General features: G+C 46.8%; 14 protein-coding genes. 10 read left to right on the forward strand and 4 right to left on the reverse strand.

Going from position 1 to position 18,283, the window contains the following annotated elements; all coding sequences use genetic code 11:
- Window positions 1-118: 118 nt before the first annotated feature.
- The 6 genes from ABV298_RS15800 to ABV298_RS15825 all read left to right on the forward strand — a co-directional run bounded on the left by ABV298_RS15800 (window position 119) and on the right by ABV298_RS15825 (window position 7,150).
- Window positions 119-445: a DUF3467 domain-containing protein gene (locus ABV298_RS15800; protein WP_353723018.1), complete on the forward strand. Its 327-nt coding sequence runs from the start codon at window positions 119-121 to the stop codon at window positions 443-445.
- A gap of 341 nt (window positions 446-786) precedes the next feature.
- Window positions 787-1,248, forward strand: a complete 462-nt coding sequence (locus tag ABV298_RS15805) for a (2Fe-2S)-binding protein (RefSeq protein WP_353723019.1) — start codon at window positions 787-789, stop codon at window positions 1,246-1,248.
- Window positions 1,249-1,250: 2 nt separating this feature from the next.
- Window positions 1,251-3,395 carry a molybdopterin cofactor-binding domain-containing protein gene (locus ABV298_RS15810; protein WP_353723020.1) on the forward strand — a complete coding sequence of 715 codons (2,145 nt, stop codon included), beginning with the start codon at window positions 1,251-1,253 and terminating at the stop codon, window positions 3,393-3,395.
- Window positions 3,396-3,532: 137 nt separating this feature from the next.
- On the forward strand, window positions 3,533-4,504 hold the full coding sequence (locus ABV298_RS15815; protein WP_353723021.1) for a hypothetical protein: 972 nt from the start codon (window positions 3,533-3,535) through the stop codon (window positions 4,502-4,504).
- Window positions 4,505-4,554: 50 nt separating this feature from the next.
- A complete protein-coding gene (locus ABV298_RS15820; protein WP_353723022.1) occupies window positions 4,555-6,495 on the forward strand; it encodes a KUP/HAK/KT family potassium transporter in 1,941 nt (646 codons plus the stop codon).
- A 283-nt stretch (window positions 6,496-6,778) separates the two neighbouring features.
- A complete protein-coding gene (locus tag ABV298_RS15825) occupies window positions 6,779-7,150 on the forward strand; it encodes a hypothetical protein (protein WP_353723023.1) in 372 nt (123 codons plus the stop codon).
- A 77-nt stretch (window positions 7,151-7,227) separates the two neighbouring features.
- Here the strand turns inward: ABV298_RS15825 and ABV298_RS15830 are convergent, their stop codons facing one another.
- Window positions 7,228-7,509: a hypothetical protein gene (locus ABV298_RS15830; protein WP_353723024.1), complete on the reverse strand. Its 282-nt coding sequence runs from the start codon at window positions 7,507-7,509 to the stop codon at window positions 7,228-7,230.
- Window positions 7,510-7,757: 248 nt separating this feature from the next.
- On the opposite strand from ABV298_RS15830, the gene ABV298_RS15835 reads away from it, so the two are divergent.
- Window positions 7,758-11,084: a C25 family cysteine peptidase gene (locus ABV298_RS15835; protein ID WP_353723025.1), complete on the forward strand. Its 3,327-nt coding sequence runs from the start codon at window positions 7,758-7,760 to the stop codon at window positions 11,082-11,084.
- 196 nt (window positions 11,085-11,280) lie between these two features.
- Here the strand turns inward: ABV298_RS15835 and ABV298_RS15840 are convergent, their stop codons facing one another.
- From ABV298_RS15840 to ABV298_RS15850, 3 genes are read right to left on the reverse strand one after another with little or no spacing between them, the layout of a single operon-like run.
- Entirely contained in the window at window positions 11,281-11,901 is a 621-nt protein-coding gene (locus ABV298_RS15840) for a hypothetical protein (protein WP_353723026.1), read from the reverse strand.
- A gap of 22 nt (window positions 11,902-11,923) precedes the next feature.
- Entirely contained in the window at window positions 11,924-14,242 is a 2,319-nt protein-coding gene (locus ABV298_RS15845; RefSeq protein ID WP_353723027.1) for a carboxypeptidase-like regulatory domain-containing protein, read from the reverse strand.
- Window positions 14,239-15,003, reverse strand: coding sequence for a DUF4249 family protein (locus ABV298_RS15850; protein WP_353723028.1), 765 nt, complete (start codon window positions 15,001-15,003; stop codon window positions 14,239-14,241). Before ABV298_RS15850 ends, ABV298_RS15845 begins: the two co-directional genes overlap by 4 nt.
- Window positions 15,004-15,952: 949 nt before the next feature.
- On the opposite strand from ABV298_RS15850, the gene ABV298_RS15855 reads away from it, so the two are divergent.
- The 3 genes from ABV298_RS15855 to ABV298_RS15865 are packed head-to-tail and all read left to right on the forward strand — an operon-like array spanning window position 15,953 to window position 18,262.
- Complete coding sequence (locus tag ABV298_RS15855; RefSeq protein ID WP_353723029.1) at window positions 15,953-16,321, forward strand: Arm DNA-binding domain-containing protein; 369 nt, start codon at window positions 15,953-15,955, stop codon at window positions 16,319-16,321.
- Window positions 16,322-16,335: 14 nt separating this feature from the next.
- Entirely contained in the window at window positions 16,336-17,190 is an 855-nt protein-coding gene (locus ABV298_RS15860; protein WP_353723191.1) for a tyrosine-type recombinase/integrase, read from the forward strand.
- 4 nt (window positions 17,191-17,194) lie between these two features.
- Complete coding sequence (locus ABV298_RS15865) at window positions 17,195-18,262, forward strand: hypothetical protein (RefSeq protein WP_353723030.1); 1,068 nt, start codon at window positions 17,195-17,197, stop codon at window positions 18,260-18,262.
- Window positions 18,263-18,283: the final 21 nt, after the last annotated feature.

The following is an 18,283-nucleotide window of genomic DNA, read 5'->3' on the forward strand; positions in this document are numbered from 1 at the left end:
AGGAAGCCGGCCTGCACATGCAGGACCGGCTTCTTGCTTTTCCAAGCGGGGTATTTTTAGTAATTTTCCCATTAAAAGTAAATTCCGGATCAATAGCGCCGCTACTCAAAAACCAGCAATGAAAGAAAACAAGGAAAACGAACAACAGATCAATGTGGAACTGTCGGAGGAAATGGCAGAGGGGGTTTATTCCAATCTGGCCATGATCGCACATTCCAACAGCGAATTCATTCTCGACTTTATCCGCCTTATGCCCGGCGTCCCACGTGCGAAAGTGAAGGCGCGCATCATCGTCACGCCCGAGCATGCGAAGCGCCTGGTGGCCGCGTTGCGTGATAACATCCAGAAATATGAGGACCAATACGGAACTATCCAGAGTTCACAGGACAACGAGCCTACATTCAATTTTCCAATCAGCTTCGGCGGGCCCGGAGGAGAGGCCTGATTATGTCAATCTGACAAATGGCTGCCGGACAGGCGGGTTCTGAGGGCATCGCAGTGAAAAAACGAGTTGAGGGCAGCGAATGCGGTGTAGAAAAACAGCGTAGAGGTAACTAATATTTTTCTAAGTAACCCAAGTTGCATTATAATACCGGGATTTCAGGTTTTTTGCAGGTATACCCGCATTAAATGCAGCGGGCGACGGCTCGTCAACTATAAGTAAACTTTTGAAATCCAGAACTTCTGGGAGGATAATCAGGTGAAAACAAGCAAGTTTACCACAATTTGACTAACTTCGGTATCAGCCGCCCTCACAGGATTATTTCTAAACTCAATTTTCTCACCATGGCATTGTTCAAACTTTCAATCAACAACCGTGCGTACAGCGCCGATGTCGATAGTGATACCCCGCTTCTGTGGGTGTTACGCGACAATCTCGGCCTCGTAGGTACCAAGTATGGATGCGGTATCGCGCAATGCGGCGCCTGCACCGTTCATCTGGATGGCAAGGCCGTCCGCTCGTGTGTGCTGCCGGTTTCAGCAGTGGGTAAAGCGAAAGTCACTACTATTGAAGGATTGTCCGAAAAAGGCGATCATCCGGTCCAGAAAGCCTGGGACGAAGTAGACGTGGCGCAATGCGGCTACTGCCAGGCAGGTCAGATCATGACTGCCGCGGCGTTCCTTAAAGAGAAGCCCAAGCCGACAGACGAGGAGATAGTAGCAGCGATGAGCGGCAACCTGTGCCGTTGTGGAACGTACCACCGCATCCGTGAAGCCGTAAAAGTTGCAGCCACCAAAACGAACTGACCATGAGTACATTTAATCAGACATCGCGTCGAGACTTCATGAAGATCGCGGCTGCGGCCGGTGGCGGTTTGTTCCTGGGATTCAACTGGTCGGATTCGACGGCAGCACCGGCGGTAGTAGATGCCAGGCAAATTGCAGCCGGATCGGTAAAATTCAACAGTTATTTGTCGATAGGCACTGATAACAGCATTACAATCGTTTCCCCTAACCCGGAAATAGGGCAGGGTATCAAAACGGCATTCCCGATGGTAGTAGCCGAAGAACTCGATGCCGACTGGAAACTGGTAAAAACGGTGCAGGGCAATTTGGATAATACGCAGTTCGAGCGGCAGGTGACGGGTGGAAGCGGCGCTGTGCCGCATTCCTGGGAACGCCTTCGTAAGGCCGGCGCTACCGCACGCTATTTACTCATTAATGCCGCAGCAGCCAAATGGGGCGTACCTGCTTCGGAAATCACAACAGCCGACAGCAAGCTATTTCATAAAGCTTCCGGAAAATCGGCCAGTTATGGAGAGTTTGCAGAGGCGGCAGGCAAGCTTACCGCGCCGACGGACATTAAATTGAAGGATGAAAAGTCCTTCAAACTGATCGGGCAGTCGGTCAGAAATGTCGATAATAAGAATATAGCCACAGGTAAGCCGTTGTTTGGTCTCGACTTCTATCGAGAGGGGATGCTTTACGCCATTATTCAGCGGCCCAAGGCATTCGGATATAAATTGAAATCGGTTGATTCCGCCGCGGCCAAGGCAATGCCGGGCATTGTGGACGTCGTTACTTTCGAAAACAGTGTAGCGGTGGTCGGCAAGTCTACCTGGCAATGCAAAAAGGCACGCGAAGCGCTGAAAATCGAATATGAGAAAGCGGCCGATCTGGAAAGCTCGGAAGACCATAACCGCATTTTCTCCAATCTGATGGATAACGGAGAAGCTACCGTGCGTCGTAAAAATGGCGATGTGGAGGCCGCATTCAAAAACGCGGCGAAGATCGTTAAGGCCGAATATCAATGTCCTTTCCTGCCCCATAGCCCATTGGAGCCAATGAACTTCTTCGCGCACGTTCGGGAGGACGGTGTGGAGCTCGTAGGCCCGACGCAAACACCCGACCGCGCGCGGGGCGAAGCCGCCAAAATAACCGGCTTTCCGCCGGAGAAGATCACGGTCGAAATTACGCGGCAGGGAGGCGGCTTCGGGCGCAGGCTTTCGGCTGATTTTGCGATCGAGGCAGTGCATGTGTCGAAGCTTGTGAAAGCACCCGTTAAAGTGATCTGGACACGTGAGGACGACATGACGGGTGGTACTTACCGTCCGGCAGTGCGCTACCGGTTCGAGGCCGCATTGGACAAAAACGGAGAAATGATCGGTTACAAGCTCCGTGGTGTGGGGATTAATTCTGGAAACCCTACCCGGGAGGACAACTTTCCGTCAGGCTCTGTGGATAATCTTTTGATTGATTCGGTGGAGCATAAATCGGCCATCACGACCGGTCCGTGGCGCGCGCCGATCACCAACTTCCTTGCCTATGCCGAGCAGTCGTTTATCGACGAGGTGGCGGAAGCGGCGGGAAAAGATCCCGTTGAATTCAGGCTTGCATTGCTGGAAAAAGCCAAGAAATCGCCGGCAGGCGAAGTTAAGTACGATGTCGACCGGATGATTGCGGTGATCAAGCTCGCTGCTGAAAAAAGCAACTGGGGCAAGAAAAAAGGCGTTTATCAGGGTTTCTCGGTCTATTTCTCACACCGGTCCTACGTGGCGCAGGTGGGAGAAGTGGTGGTCGAGAAAGGAAAACCGGCGTTGAAAAATATTATTGCTGCGGTCGACTGCGGTATCGTGATCAACAAAAGCGGCTCCCTGCAACAGGTACGTGGCGGTATTGTAGACGGTATCGGGCATGCGATGTTCGGTAACATGACCTTCAAGGCGGGCGTGCCCGATCAAAGTAATTTCAACGGCTTCCGCCTGATCCGCATGAACGAGATTCCCGAGGTCGAGGTGCATTTTGTGGACAATGGCATCTCGCCGACAGGTCTGGGAGAACCGGCATTGCCGCCGGCCGGAGGCGCAGTGGCTAATGCGTTTTATAAAGCCACCAAGCAGCGCCTTAGAAACCAGCCTTTTATTAATGAACAGGCATTCAAAGGTATTTCGTAAGTATTAAATCATGCCGGATTACGGAACAGTAAGATAAAAATGTGCTACCACATTTTTATCTTACTGTTTTTTATTTAGAACAAAACAGGGCTGTAATGCCCTTGACCCGTTTTTATTCCTGAACCATTGAAATACATATGAAAAAAACTTTCGCTTTCCTGTCTGCATTGCTTTGCCTGGGCATAGCCGCATTTACAATCGCCGATTTTCCTGAAACCGGTATTTCCAATGGCATAATCGAGGCGAAGCTATACCTGCCGGACGCAAATGCAGGGTATTACAGAGGTGTCCGGTTCGATTGGGCTGGTGTGATGCCCAGCCTGGAATACAAAGGGCACACCTATTTCGGCGCATGGAACCCGGCACCTTACGACCCGAAACTGCACGACGCGATCATGGGGCCGGTGGAAGAGTTCACACCGTTGAATTTTGATGAGGCAAAGCCCGGGGAACAGTTCGTGAAAATCGGTGTCGGGGTTTTGACGAAACCGGATGATAAAAAGTATTCATTTGCGACCAATTACGAGATCAGTAACCCGGGTAAATGGTCGGTAACCAAGGGTAAGAACCAGGTGGCGTTTACCCATGAGCTGAAAGACGAAACGGGTTATGGTTACAATTATCAGAAAACCTTGAAACTGGTAAAAGGAAAACCACAGCTTGTTTTGGAGCATGTGTTGAAGAATACCGGTTCAAAACCGATTTCGGCCAGCACCTACAATCACAATTTCTTCATGATAGACAATGAGCCATCCAACGAGAATATCCGCATTGTATTCCCATTTGACGTGAAAGGAGAAGGGAAAGGCTTTGGCACCATTATTAATGCAAAGGGCAAAATGCTGACCTACTCGCGTGAAGTGGCCAAGGGCGACCAGGTTTTCAGCGCCGGTTTGCTGGGGTTCGGGCCTACTCCGAAGGACTACGATATCCGGATCGAGAATACAAGGACGAAGGCAGGTGTACGGATTACCTGCGACCAGCCATTGGAAAAGCTCGTGTACTGGGCCTGCCCCACTACCTCCTGCCCCGAACCTTATATTAAAATCGCTGCCCAACCCGGTGAGGAGATCAGGTGGAAAGTCAGTTACGAGTTTTATACCTTTTAATATAAGCAAGCAGAATTTTCTAAATTCGCACCGCATTCAACAACTAACCAATGGGTTCGCACAAACACCTCGATAAAGCATCGGCCGCAGGATTACTGGTAGCATTGGGGATTATTTATGGGGATATCGGGACATCCCCGCTTTACGTAATGCAGGCCGTTATCGGTACCAACCAAATCACGGACGATGTTGTTTACGGCGCGGTTTCGTGTATTTTCTGGACCCTTACTTTGCAAACGACGGTCAAATATGTGGTTTTGATCCTCCGGGCCGATAACAAAGGGGAAGGTGGTATTCTGGCATTGTATGCGCTCGTCCGCCGCCGCGCTGCCTGGCTCACGGTCCCGGCGATCATCGGGGCCAGCACCTTGCTGGCCGACGGCATCATAACCCCGCCGATTTCCGTTTCCTCGGCTGTTGAAGGTTTGCGCATTCTTTATCCCGAAATCCAGACCATTCCCATTGTTATAGGCATTCTCACGCTGCTGTTCATTATTCAGGTGTTCGGAACGACCATTGTAGGGCGGGCTTTTGGTCCGGTGATGATGATCTGGTTCCTGATGCTGGCTGTGCTCGGCGTTTCGCAGGTGGTCGATCACCCGGAAATTATGAAGTCGCTAAGTCCGTTTTACGCATACCAGCTTCTGGCCAACCATCCAGGAGGCTTCTGGATGCTGGGAGCGGTATTCCTTTGTACTACCGGTGCCGAGGCCCTGTACAGTGATCTGGGGCATTGTGGTCGCGGCAATATCCGGATCAGCTGGGTTTTTGTGAAAACCTGTTTGATACTCAACTATTTTGGGCAAGGTGCCTGGCTGATCGTACATTCTGGCGACCTGTTGAACGGACGGAAGCCGTTTTACGAAATCATGCCCGACTGGTGGCTTTTACCGGGCATTGGTATCGCCACTACCGCCGCCATTATCGCCAGTCAGGCCTTGATCAGCGGCTCGTTTACACTTATTTCGGAAGCGATACGGCTGAATTTCTGGCCGAAAGTGCGGTTGATTTATCCAAGCGACCAGAAAGGGCAGCTTTATGTGCCGAGCGTGAACTGGTTGCTCTGGGCGGGTTGTGTCGGCATTGTGCTGTATTTCAAAGAATCCTCGCACATGGAGGCCGCCTACGGGCTCGCGATCACGCTGACGATGATCATGACGACGATCCTGATGTCGGTTTATCTATACGTCAAAAGGGTCGCGAAATGGATCGTAGCGGTTTTTCTGATCGTGTACCTGGCTATCGAAGGATCGTTTCTGGCCGCTAACCTTTTGAAATTTACACACGGAGGCTGGGTTTCGCTGGTACTTGCCACGGTTATCGGCCTGGTAATCACCGTTTGGCTTAAAGCGTATTATATCAAACTGCGTCTGACGGAATTTGAAAACCTCGAAAAATACATCGGGCCGTTGAAGGAGCTGAGTAACGACATTAGTATTCCCAAATATTCGACGCACCTGATATTCATGTCGAACGCTTCGCGGGAGAATGAGATCGAGAGCAAGATCATCTACTCGATTTTCTACAAGCGCCCGAAACGTGCGGATATTTACTGGTTCGTGCATGTGGAAACTACCGATGAGCCCTACACAATGGACTATCACGTAAATATCCTGGCGGAGGACGATGTGATCAAGGTCACGTTCCGGCTTGGTTTCCGGATCGAGCAGCGCATCAACCTGTTTTTCCGAAAGGTTGTAGAGGATATGGTGCTTAATAAGGAAGTAGACATTACCAGCCGCTACGAGTCGCTGAACCGCCAGAACATTACCGGTGATTTCCGCTTCGTTGTCCTCGAACGCTATCTGTCGCTCGAAAACAACCTGCCGTTCATGGAAGAACTGGTCATGAAAATCTATTTTGCAATTAAGAGCATTACAACTTCGGAGGATAAATGGTTTGGTCTCGACAGTAGCTCCGTGAAGATCGAAAAAGTACCTCTTGTATTAACACCGAGCGAAAAAATCCGGATGAGGAGGGTGTACAGTTGATACATCATTTGCGAAGTATTTCGTACAAAAAATATATTTCAGAACTTGCACCTACCCAGCGGCTTATCGTCATTTTGGGTATATCGCTACGCATTTTGTGGATAGCTATTTCCGGTAGTCTTTCGATGTACTTGTCGATCCTCGTATTTCGTTAAGTGGGGCGTTGTCGCCATTATATGGTTATGTAAAAAATTATGTCCGGCGGTGGCGATGGATTGGAACGCTTTTAGTGAAACAAGTGCCATTTTATTGGTAAACTTTTATTCACTAAACAGAATGGACCATGAAATACCTCGCATGCATATTCACAATGCTTCTGGGGATTGCAGGGGCATTTGCACAGAACCCGGTGACGCCGGAACCATCTGTACCACAGCCAGTACCGCAAACGAGCCCCGTGCCTGCAACAGGGCCCGAAACGAAGCCTGAATTTAATTCACCGCAATCGCCTGCCCGGCCGGCGCAGATCCCGTCAGAAGATACATTAATCAAAGGTCAGAGAAGCTCGGGTGCCGTGATACACGACACGCTCATGCCGGCTACCGATCGTAAACGCGAGGAACGTACGGAGCGCCGTAAAAGCCGCAAAGGGACGTCAGAAACCGATGATACTACGTCGGCCAAGCCACAGTCCGACCCGGCGGTAAAGCCTTGAAGTGGAAATATTGTGTTAAAATAGCAAAGCCCGGAAACATTCCGGGCTTTGGTTTAGTGTCCTTAGAGGGTTAAGGATCAATGCGCGTGGTTAAAGGAAGGATGGGAAACCATATTTCCCTGCTGGTAAACGGCCGGTTCCAGGTCATCTTCCCAAAATGGTTGCGTGATCACCGCCTTGTTTTCATTGACCCAGGTACACCAGACCTTGCCACTGAATACCCGCTTTGTGACCGGAAGCGAGGTCGATCCGCTAGCATTCACTACGGCCTCGACGATCTGGTATTCGTCAACCCGCATCAGCTGGTTGCCGCTTTTTTCTTTCACCCAATCGTCTTTCATAAACTTAAAAGTATTCATCGGTCATGAGTTGATTTATTCAGGAGCGGAAAAATCAAATCATGTGCCAGAAATTACACATTTTCAAGAGCAGCATAGGGTGTAGTACCTCTGTTGGTGTATGAGTAGAAATATTTCAACAGGATAACGGCAGCGATGCGTCGACAGCGAAATCCAGTGGCTAACCCATATATCACGCTCGCTGGAAGGATTCGGATGAAATCGTCAAGCAGTGTTTTATTGAGGATTCATCAGACATTCTCGAAAATATGTGGTATTTCACAAAGCAGCCGCTGTTGATGGTGGCTTTGCTGATTGGTTATCAACTACAAGCCCAGTGGGCTCCACCTTATGCCAACAGCTGGATCGACTACAATAGACCTTACGTAAAGATCGGAATACTGAAAAAGGGCTTGCACAGCGTTGCATTCTCCTCCTTGCCAAAGGGTTTTCCAGTTGGCTCCCCGGAAAAATTGCAGCTTTGGCATCGGGGTAAAGAGGTATCCATCATCAGTACAGCGAATCAGGAAATCATCTTTTATGCTGTTCCCAACGATGGGGCAAGCGATTCGCTGCTGTACCGGCCCATGAGCTCGCGCGTGAACCCGTATTTCAGTATGTATGGGGATGAAGGGGCGTATTTTCTGACGGTAGGTGATAAGCCGGGCAAGAGGGCTCCGAGAGTTCATCAGCCAGTCGATCAGAAGCTGCCGCGATTACCATCACACGTCGAAAAGACCGCGATCCTGTTGAAAGATGAATATTCGCTGACTACTTTGGTGTTCAACCGGCCCAAATTCTTTAATAGCTATTTTGAGTGGGGAGCGAGCCGCACAGGCAAAGTCGTTTACCCGGATTCGTTATACACCCGGAATTTCAGCCTGAAATACAGAGCGAAAGAAGCAGGCAAGGCTTATTTACACTTGCTATTACATGGAAGGAGCGGTACTGATCGTAAGGTCGGAATTTATATCGGCAAAACGACGCAAAGCTTGCGGTTGGCGGCAACGCTCGACATCGTTGGTTTTAATTTCGCGAAATGTACCGTGGAAATTCAACCCGGGGACCTGGATAGCAATCAGAACGGTGTTTTGAGGTTGAAATCGACGAGCACCGACAGTTATAGTGGATTTTCACTCACTTATTATACCCTGGAATATGCGCAGGAGTTTCGTATGGATGGGCAGTCGGGCAAGGAGTTCAGGCTGGAACCGGTAAACGAAGCTTGGAGCAGAATCGCGGTTACAGGCGCGCCTCCGAAGGCGATGTTCCTTGATATTTCAGATGAAAACAGTTCGGTTGTCATCGAATCGGAACCGGACAATCTAATGGTGCCACGGCACGCAGGCAAACGTCAGGTTTTGCTTGCCACCAACGAAATTGTGAAAGTAAATGCTTCGAAGATACAGGAAATTAGGTTTAGGAAATATCCGGCCAAGGAGCCCAATTACATCGTGGTTACGACAGAGCGATTATGGAACGCGGCTACGCATTTGGCAGAATACCGTGCCTCGGAACCGGGCGGAAATTATAAACCTCTAGTGGTCGACGTAAGGGATTTGTATAATCAATTCAACTACGGAGAACCTGGTCCGGTTGCTATCAAGAAGTTTATGGCCTATATGCTTACTGAGGGAGGGAGCGATAAAATGCTTTTTCTCATTGGACATTCCATTAGTCAAAACGAGAAAATGAAGCGCGAGTTACCCGATGAGGTCCCGACGATCGGCTATCCTGCATCGGATCTGCTGCTGGTTGAGGGTCTCGCAGGAGCAGAAAGAGATGTGCCCGCCATACCAGTGGGGCGGCTCTCCGCTTTTACGGAACAGCAAGTACTCGATTACGTTCAGAAAATAAAGGATTACGAACACAACAGCGCGGGCGACTACCGCTGGCGAAAAAACGTGCTGCATGTGAGTGGAGGAGGAGATATCGCAGAAATAACGCAATTCAGAGACATGTTGAAGACATTGGAGCCGTTGGTCCGGAATGGGATCGTCGGCGGAAGTGCGACGCAATATGTAAAGCAGCAAGCGATGAAGGAGGTAGAACCGGTGAACATTACTACGGATATAAATGCCGGGTGCGGACTAATCACATTTTTCGGGCACGGCTCCCCCCTCGAATCCGACCCGGACATAGGGTATGCGACGGATGTTGCCAGAGGATATAATAACGTCAATCGTTACCCGATGATGTATTTCAATGGTTGCGGAGTCGGGAACATTTTTAGCGGCCGTTCTAATCCGGCTCCAAAAACTCCCCGGGCCAGTGACCGGCTCCCGTTATCGCTGGATTGGTTGCTGGCTGCCAGGCGTGGTGCAATTGCGATTGTCGCGAATTCGTTCGAGAGCTTCGTAAACCCTGCATCGGCCTATCTTGCCAAACTGTATCAATATATGTTTTCTAATCCTGCTACGGCCGATCTGCCGATCGGAAAGATCCAGTGGGCTGTTGCGAGGGATATTATTCTGAAAAAAGATACTTACAGCATCGCCAATGCGCATCAGTCGATCCTTCAAGGCGATCCGGCATTGAAGGTTATCACCATCGACAAGCCTGATTATGCCCTTGATCCTGACAACAGTATAGCGTTGTTATCTCAGTCGCCAGACCAATCCATGGAGAGTTCTGATTCGCTACGCGTGCGGATAGTTATGGGGAATTACGGGAGGTTCAGGATTGGCGAGGAAATTTCTGTCAAAATAACCTGGAATGGAAAGCAAGGAGTGACCACCAGACAGGAACTTGTAAAGCCATTCCCATATGAAGATACACTCACAGTTCCGTTCCGTAATTCGAAAGACATTCAGAACATCCGTGTCGAAGTGGATCCGGGGCGAGTTATAACTGAGCTCGATGAAAAGAACAATATCGCTGAGTTGGATGTGGACTGGGAACTGGTGAAGCACGAAACTTCATTCTCTGGTCAACACGTCAGCGACATTGTGCCGCCGCTGATTAGTGTGAAATTGAATAGCAGAATCCTGAAAAAGGACGAAATTGTGAATCCTGAGCCTGTTCTGGCGATCTTGGTATCGGACGATAAACCACTGAATCCCGATGCTGCCCTGGTTGATGTGTTCCTCAAACGTTGCCCTGATGAACAATGCAATTTCGAAAAGTTGATTTATCTGCAAGACAAACTCTCTTTGGAGCCGGATGGCCCGAAATCTTTTCGCTTGCGTTACGACACAGATTGGGCCGCCGGATCATATGAGATATTGATCAGTGCGAGAGACGGCTCGGGCAATTCGTCCGCAACTTCTTATAGGATGCCTTTCAAAATTATCGATCAAAGAACTGGGTCTTCTGAATTGATTGTGAGTCCGAATCCGGCTAATTCCTATCTACGATTCGAGTTGAAATCGCCCAAAGATGCGGGTATTTCATCGGTTCGCTATCAAATCTATAGTCAGCGGGGGACGCTGGTGGAAGATAAAACCCTTGCAACAGACTCTTTATCGTCTATTACCGAATGGTATTGGCAACCTGCTGATGGGTTACATGATCAGTATATGTACAAAGTAATGTTGCTCGATGATGGTGAGAAGGTGGTACAAACTTTTAATGGGAGGGTAATTTTGATGAAGTGAGTGCCCGATTGTTTTTGTTTGTAAGGTCCCTCCAGTTCATTTGTTGCTTAAATACTTCCTCGCCGGAATGTCATAAACCACCACTACCCAATAGGCTGCGCCTGTCGGAAAGAGTACTCCGACCAGGATAATGAGGGTCTATTGCATACCATCCGGCTTATGACTGGCATTGTACCGGTTGCGTAAGATGCTTTAACTATTTGAAATACAGAGAAAATCCAAGTAGAAAGCGATTGCCTCTAATCATATCGTTTATTTTCGAGTCGACGATGATGGGCAAGTTATATTGCGTCTGTAACCCCACGTACTTCCCGACTCGCAGGCTTAAACCAAGCGCTCCGAACATGACGTAATTATTGGTGTTGACGGAAACTTTGCTGCCGAAAAAATCATCGTTGGCTCTAAATTTACCAAAATTGTAACCTGATGATAATTGTACAAATGGAGTCAACCGAAACGGAAGTACATAATAACGGGCGTATACCTCTGGGGTGAAAGCATATTCCCTCACTCCCCCACGTTTCAGACTCATCCAGCCACTTTCTTCCTTAGAAAACCGATTAGCCACAGACAATTGGAGCCCAACCGCCAGACGATCAGCGACCAAATAGCCAGCTTGTGGCGTCAGAGACCAGCCCGCTTTTTGATCACTATTATTTGCGGAACCATTCAATGAAAAGGTAAAAGCTCCCTTTTCTAAATTCTTATAAACCGGAATTTTTATTGAGTCCTCAGTTTGACCAGAATTATTGTTTTGCTGTGCAATCAGGTTGTTCGAAAGTATCAGAGAGCAAGCACAAAGGAGTATTTTTTTCATGGTTAATGTTGGTGATGATATGCTAAAATCTAAGTGTATAGCCAACATATGGCAATATTGGGAAAAATGAAATTTGTTTTAATGTAATACCGGTTGGTACGAAATCCTGATTCCGATCAGTCTTCATATCCAGATATAGAGGATTATTCCTGTTATAAGCGTTGTATAAGCCTAGTCGCAATTCTGCATTGCGTTTATGAGGAGTTGTTAGCGATTTGCTTGCGCCAATATCCAGCCGGTGAAACGCAGGCATGCGACCGTTGTTTCTCTTGTCATAAATAAATCTGGGACCATTACTGTTGTCGGTAATAAAGGCAGCTTCCGGTAAAGTAACGGCATGTCCGGTCTGGTAAATAAAACTGGCACTCAACGTCCATTTTTTGCCAATATCGTAGTTCACAGTTATCGCTAAATGATGTCGCCTGTCATACTTCATAGGATACCACGCAGCATTATTGATTTCCGAAAATTTTCTTTCCGATTTTGACAAGGTATAGGAAATCCATCCATTGAAGTGGCCCGCTTTTTTATTCAACATCAACTCAATTCCTTTCACACGGCCCATACCTTTTTTAATAACAATATCATCCCATGAGCCAGCAAGCAAGCCTGTAAAATTGGTGCCGTCAGGGTAATCTATCAGGTTTTTCATTTTTTTGGTATAGCCTTCAATTGACAGATCCAATCCTAGTTGAGGAAAAGTCTTGGATAGTCCGACGGATAATTGCGAGCTGCGTGAAGGTCTTACTTTTTCTGTTGAAGGGACCCAGGCGTCATAGCCAAACCCGAAACCATTGTTGGTGAGCAGGTGAACATATTGATTCATAAGCGTGTATCCACTTTTAATAGTCCAGTTCGCTGGAAGTGACCAGTTCAACCCCAGGCGTGGTTCCGGATTGGAAAATGTGCGGTTTTCAACGTGATATAAACTATATCTGAGACCAGGGTTAAAACGTAACGCCGGCACTATGGCGATAGAGCCATCGACATAGAAGTCCACCTGCGTTGCTGGAAGCCTTTCCTTCTTTGCATCGTCGGGAGAGTTATTATAATTGCTTTTGGTAACAAACGGACTAAATAAATGCCTGGTTAAATCGATACCAAACTTCAAATTTATACGATTGTTCAGGAAATAGTCGAACTGGACTTTACCACCCAAATCCGTTACGCCTGCATTGGTGTTTCGATAAAGTCTTACGGGTTCGATATTTTCATTAGTATCATCAAAATTATTGGCCAGCTCACTGGTGTATTTGGAATAGAGCATAGCGAACCTGGCAAAAAGCTTTTGAGAAAAGACCTTGCTGTACCTGAGGGTAGCGGTGGTATTTCCCCAATTATTACTGACAGCGGTTTCTGTTTCTCTCCCGTCATTTGCGGTCCATTCACCGTACGTAAAGCGGTCAAAGCCATTATAAACACTGAGGAAAATTTGATCCGTTTTATTAATCTGGTAGTTGAACTTTGCATTAAGATCGTGAAAACGGTACTTCCGGGTTTCTCCATATCCGCTGGATTTCTTTGGTTGCAATAAGAATGAAAGCCCCAGCGTAGAAACTCTTCCCGAGACAATAAATGAAGCCTTGTTTTTAATGATGGGTCCTTCCAACGTCAAATTTTGGTTCAAAATGCCGATACCCACTTCGCCACCAAACTTTTGGTTGTTTCCGTCTTTCATGGTAAGATCGATCACCGAAGCAAGCCTGCCGCCATACCGGGCGGGGTACGCTCCCTTGTATAAATCAACCGATTTCAAGGAACTTGGATTGAAGACTGAAAGAAACCCACCCAGATGCGTCACATTGTAAACGGGGGCCTCATCTAGTAAAATCAAATTTTGATCGGGTGTTCCACCCCTGATGTACAACCCTGCACTACCCTCGACGCCTGTCGAAACACCCGGTGTAAAGCTTAGTGCCTTCAGTACATCGACCTCACCCAGTAAGGCGGGCATTGACTTCAATTTGTTCATCGGGATAGATAAACTTCCGATAAGCACATCCGTATTTTTTATTTCTTTGATCGTTACTTCTTTAAGAAGATTGGCCTGTACTAGTTTGATTTGCAGGGGGGATTTGTGTTTAGCAACGCCGTTTATGTACAAAGACTCATAGCCCACAAAACTAATTTTGAGCGGATGATCTCCAGCGGGAATTTCCAAACTGAAAAATCCATAGGCATTCGTTGGTACGCCCGTTTGAGAAAGACTGTCTTGTACGATAGCACCTGCCAAGAGTTCTCCGTTCGTTGCGTCGCGGACGATTCCGCTGATGGTCATCCTTTGAGAAAAGGTAGCATGCGTAATTACGACGAAAATGACCATTAATAGGTATTTTGTCATGGTATTTCTATCGTCTTTTCGTTGGAAGCAAAAATTAGCCCATAGCCGTTTTTAATGTTGGTCAAAGCTCTTTGTGGAGGAAGCATGAGATGATCGACACCCTCAGGTTGGTCGTGTTCTATTTTGGCATAGTCAAATGCTTCTCTTGTAACGACTTCAACTCTCATGGTAACCTTGGATGCGGGTTGCGGATTATTGAAGGTTCCTTTGTTGGTTTCAATATAGAATTTGATTGGTGTTTTAGGATCCGGTAGACATAGACTTTTCACTAAAAAGATAGATGCGAAGCGATCGAATGTAATTCCGGCGACTTCATTGTAATAGGTTGATATCTTTTCATTGGCCCAGGTATGGCAATCTTTTTCCTTAGCAGGGATATTGTTCAAGGCGCCGTATGGATTAGCCGATACAGTATCCTTTTCGTAGTAGGATAAGAATGTAAGTGCGAAATATTTTTCTACCTGGCTTTGGTTCCTTGTAAAATATAGGCTTATTAAGTCCTGGGGCGTCTGATGGTTGATTTCTCCTGGAACATTGCGCGTTCTTATTACGCTGACATCCGGTAAATCCAAAGGAACGAATATAAGTTCTGATTCGGCTGGAGGCAATGTCGGTGCCGAGACTTTTACTATATAAGAGGCGCCCGCCTGGACTACGTGATTGGATACATAAATACCTCTTTCACCTGATTGAGATAATTGAATGTATTCTTTACCATTCATTAATAAATGCACAGTAGCATCTGCAATGTTAACATCCATTGGAATAACTCCGACGGGATTAAAGATTTGGTTACTTGGATTCTTACAGGGAACCCTGCTCTGAGTTTTCCCCACAAAACGAGCTTATCGCCTGAGTAAGGGATATTGATATTAAGATCGGTCTCTTTGCAGCCAGTTAAAAATAGTAACAGTAGAAAGTATATGAACTTCATGTGTTGAATTAAAATTGCTCGTTGATCAACGAGAGATAAACATACAAATTAAGAAATGCAAATTCTTTCAAGAACGTGAGGGGCCAAAATTACACAATCAAGGGATTGTCTAATCTTATTAACTTTTTTTAAGAGTTTTAGTAAGATCACGAGCTTAATAAAGTGGGAAATTAATTGTTTCCGCGGGAAGGGGAAAATTAGAAAAAGCCGAGCCTGCAAATCTTTAATTGGTTGTCCAGAAACGAATTCCACTTGCCTCGTTCTCTTTTTATCTTCATGTGCTGGCACTCGTTTGTCAGGCGAATTGATCTCTTGAAATATAGATTGTTATACTTAGTGTCGGAGCAGTACATAAAAACGACCGCATAATGGGACACTAGGTTAATAGAATCCATTTGATTGATAGCTTGATTTTGAAGCCTTTTGCGGAAGCAGAAGTTTGAAGTCTTTCATGGAATGGAGTCTGAAACAAGGCTCGACGGATGCCTGCCTACTCGGAAAGTCTCACTCATTCTGGTTAGAAAGTTCGACATAACGAAAAAGCCACCTACAACATAAAGCTGTAAGTGGCTTATTTTCAATGTCGGGATGACAAGATTCGAACTTGCGACCCCTAGCACCCCATTGGATATTTATTGTATTATTCCAAGAAGTTTTATTGAGCATGATTATCATAAAATGCTCTGAATGAGCATTTTGATTATTTTTAGTAACTTTGGTTAACTTACGTTAGACACGAAATGTTCGACCTATGTTCGACCTAAAGATGTAGTGCTATGGCTATTTCGACCAAGTTTGTATTACGGAAGAAACGTGATTCGGAGGAAACTCAGTTCCCGATAATGCTGCAAATCATTATCGACAGAAAGAACCTTCTGGTGAGTACGAGGAAGATATGTTCGGAAGTTCAATGGCAGCCGAAGTTTCAATCCGTTGCAAAAACACATTTGAAGCACAAGGAAATTAACCTTCTGCTTCGCACCATTGAGTCGGAGGTAGACTTCATGATCATCTCTTACGGGAAGCAAAATAAGCGCCCCTCGTTTGACGAGATCAAGGCGCTGGTCAAAAAACTGACTGCGGGCATACGGAACCTGAAAAGAAAAAGCTGTTTGTACTTTTTGAAGAACACATCGCTAAGCTAAAAAGCCAAAACCGGCTGGGCAGCGCTGAATCACATAACTCGACCCTAAAAAGCCTTAAACACTTTATGAATCAGAAGGATCAGGATATCCTCTCGATCGGTTTGCCATTCATCAACCGTTATGAGCAATGGCTGATCGAAAAAGGCTGCACGATCGTCACGAGAAGTTTTTATCTGAGAACCTTCCGTACACTGTGGAAAGTCGGGATCAAGGAAAACTATTATCCGGAAACGCACTATCCCTTCAAAGACTTCTCGTTCTCTAAATACAATAACCCTCGCACAAAGAAGCGGGCGATCACGAAGGAACAGATCGAGTTGATTGCCGGAGCTGAAATCGATCCGGAAAATGATTCACTGATCAACTCGCGTAACTACTTCCTGTTTAGCTTCTATTGCCGAGGCCTGAACTTTACAGATTTGGCCGAATTGAAATGGACGAACATTGTGGATGGTGAGCTCCATTATGTGAGATCAAAAACAAAGGAAGAGTTCCGGTTTCGTTTGCACCCCTGGGCAGCTCAAATACTGGATTACTACAAAGATCTGAAAGGTAACAGCGATGCTGGCTTTGTGTTCCCAATCCTGTACAAGCGTCACGCAACGATTCAATCGGTTCGGGATCGGAAGAAGAAGATTTTGACCAGGGTTAACAAGCAAATTAAAGAGTTGGGCATATCCCTCGGTATTTTGAAGCCTTTAACGACCTATGTGGCCAGGCACTCGTATGCGACAACCCTTCGCCGAAATGGAATATCCAAGGAGAATATCGGGAGAACATTGGGTCACGATAGCTTGAAGACCACTGATATTTATCTGGAAGACATTGGAGACCCTGTCCTGGATGATCTGATTAACTCAACGCTTTGAACGGATGTACTTTTTCAATTTGCCAGGCTTCGATCCTGATCTTGGTATAAACCTGGACGATCAGGGGCGGTTTCCGTATTTGAGATTCGTGGATCACGTTTTTCGCAGAAGAGAAGCTGACTACTTATCACAGAACTTCCACTTTGAGAACATTGCTGACAAGACAATGCCGCCGGTCTTCCTCAGTGAACCGAATCTCAAAGCCATTTTCGACTACAAAGACCGGAAGAATGTCATCGTAGATCATCATAGCCCAATCTCGGAGTCTTATGCCAACGAACTGAGAGCGCAATTTGACAGAGGTTACTTCGACGCGATGAAGGAATATCCACAACAAATAGTCTCCATTCTTTGTAATCCTGATAGTGAAAGTAAAATCACTCATTTGGAGCAATTCATTGAATTTTGCTCCTATCATTTATACTTCGAGGGATTTGCTGTTCCATCCTGTATATACACGCTCGGATTCATTCAGGCTTACCTTGTGCGAGCGTGTGGCGATAGAGTAAATGCGCTTCGCCTGGTTAAGTACCAACATCAGGTTGTTTCAAAGAAGCAAGAATTGCCAGTGGCCGAAGCGCAATCGAACGGGCCGGAGCGGATTCCACTGGACTATGCCATTGACGAAATCATATCCATGTGGTTGATTTTAGTTGATGCGTGGAAATGCAAGGCAGTGGGCTCGATTCAGGTTTTTACCGGAGAAGAGGAAGTGTTGCAGCTGTTAGGGATGATGTTCGAAGAAAAAGGAGGCCGACTGCCCAGACCTGAACACAAGTATTTTGAAATGCCTCCGGGAAACTACGAGCGGGTTTTAAACCTGCTTATGCATGCCACCTACAAGCTGAATACACATAGGAACAATATTGGGCTTGACAGATACTGTCAATTGCTGCTCGATACTTTTTCCTGCTACTCGAAAACGAAGCTGGAAAGCCTTCGCAGTAACATCAATAAAGCACGTGGCAACATCGTGCAGAGCATTGGTAATTTGACTGACAGCCCGCATTCTAAAAATGTTTTGAAAACATTAAGGAAAATAAACGAGTACGGCGTCGATGACCTGACTTAGTCAACTTCATATTGTTTTTCC

Source organism: Dyadobacter sp. 676, from assembly GCF_040448675.1.
In the GTDB taxonomy this organism is placed as follows: domain Bacteria; phylum Bacteroidota; class Bacteroidia; order Cytophagales; family Spirosomataceae; genus Dyadobacter.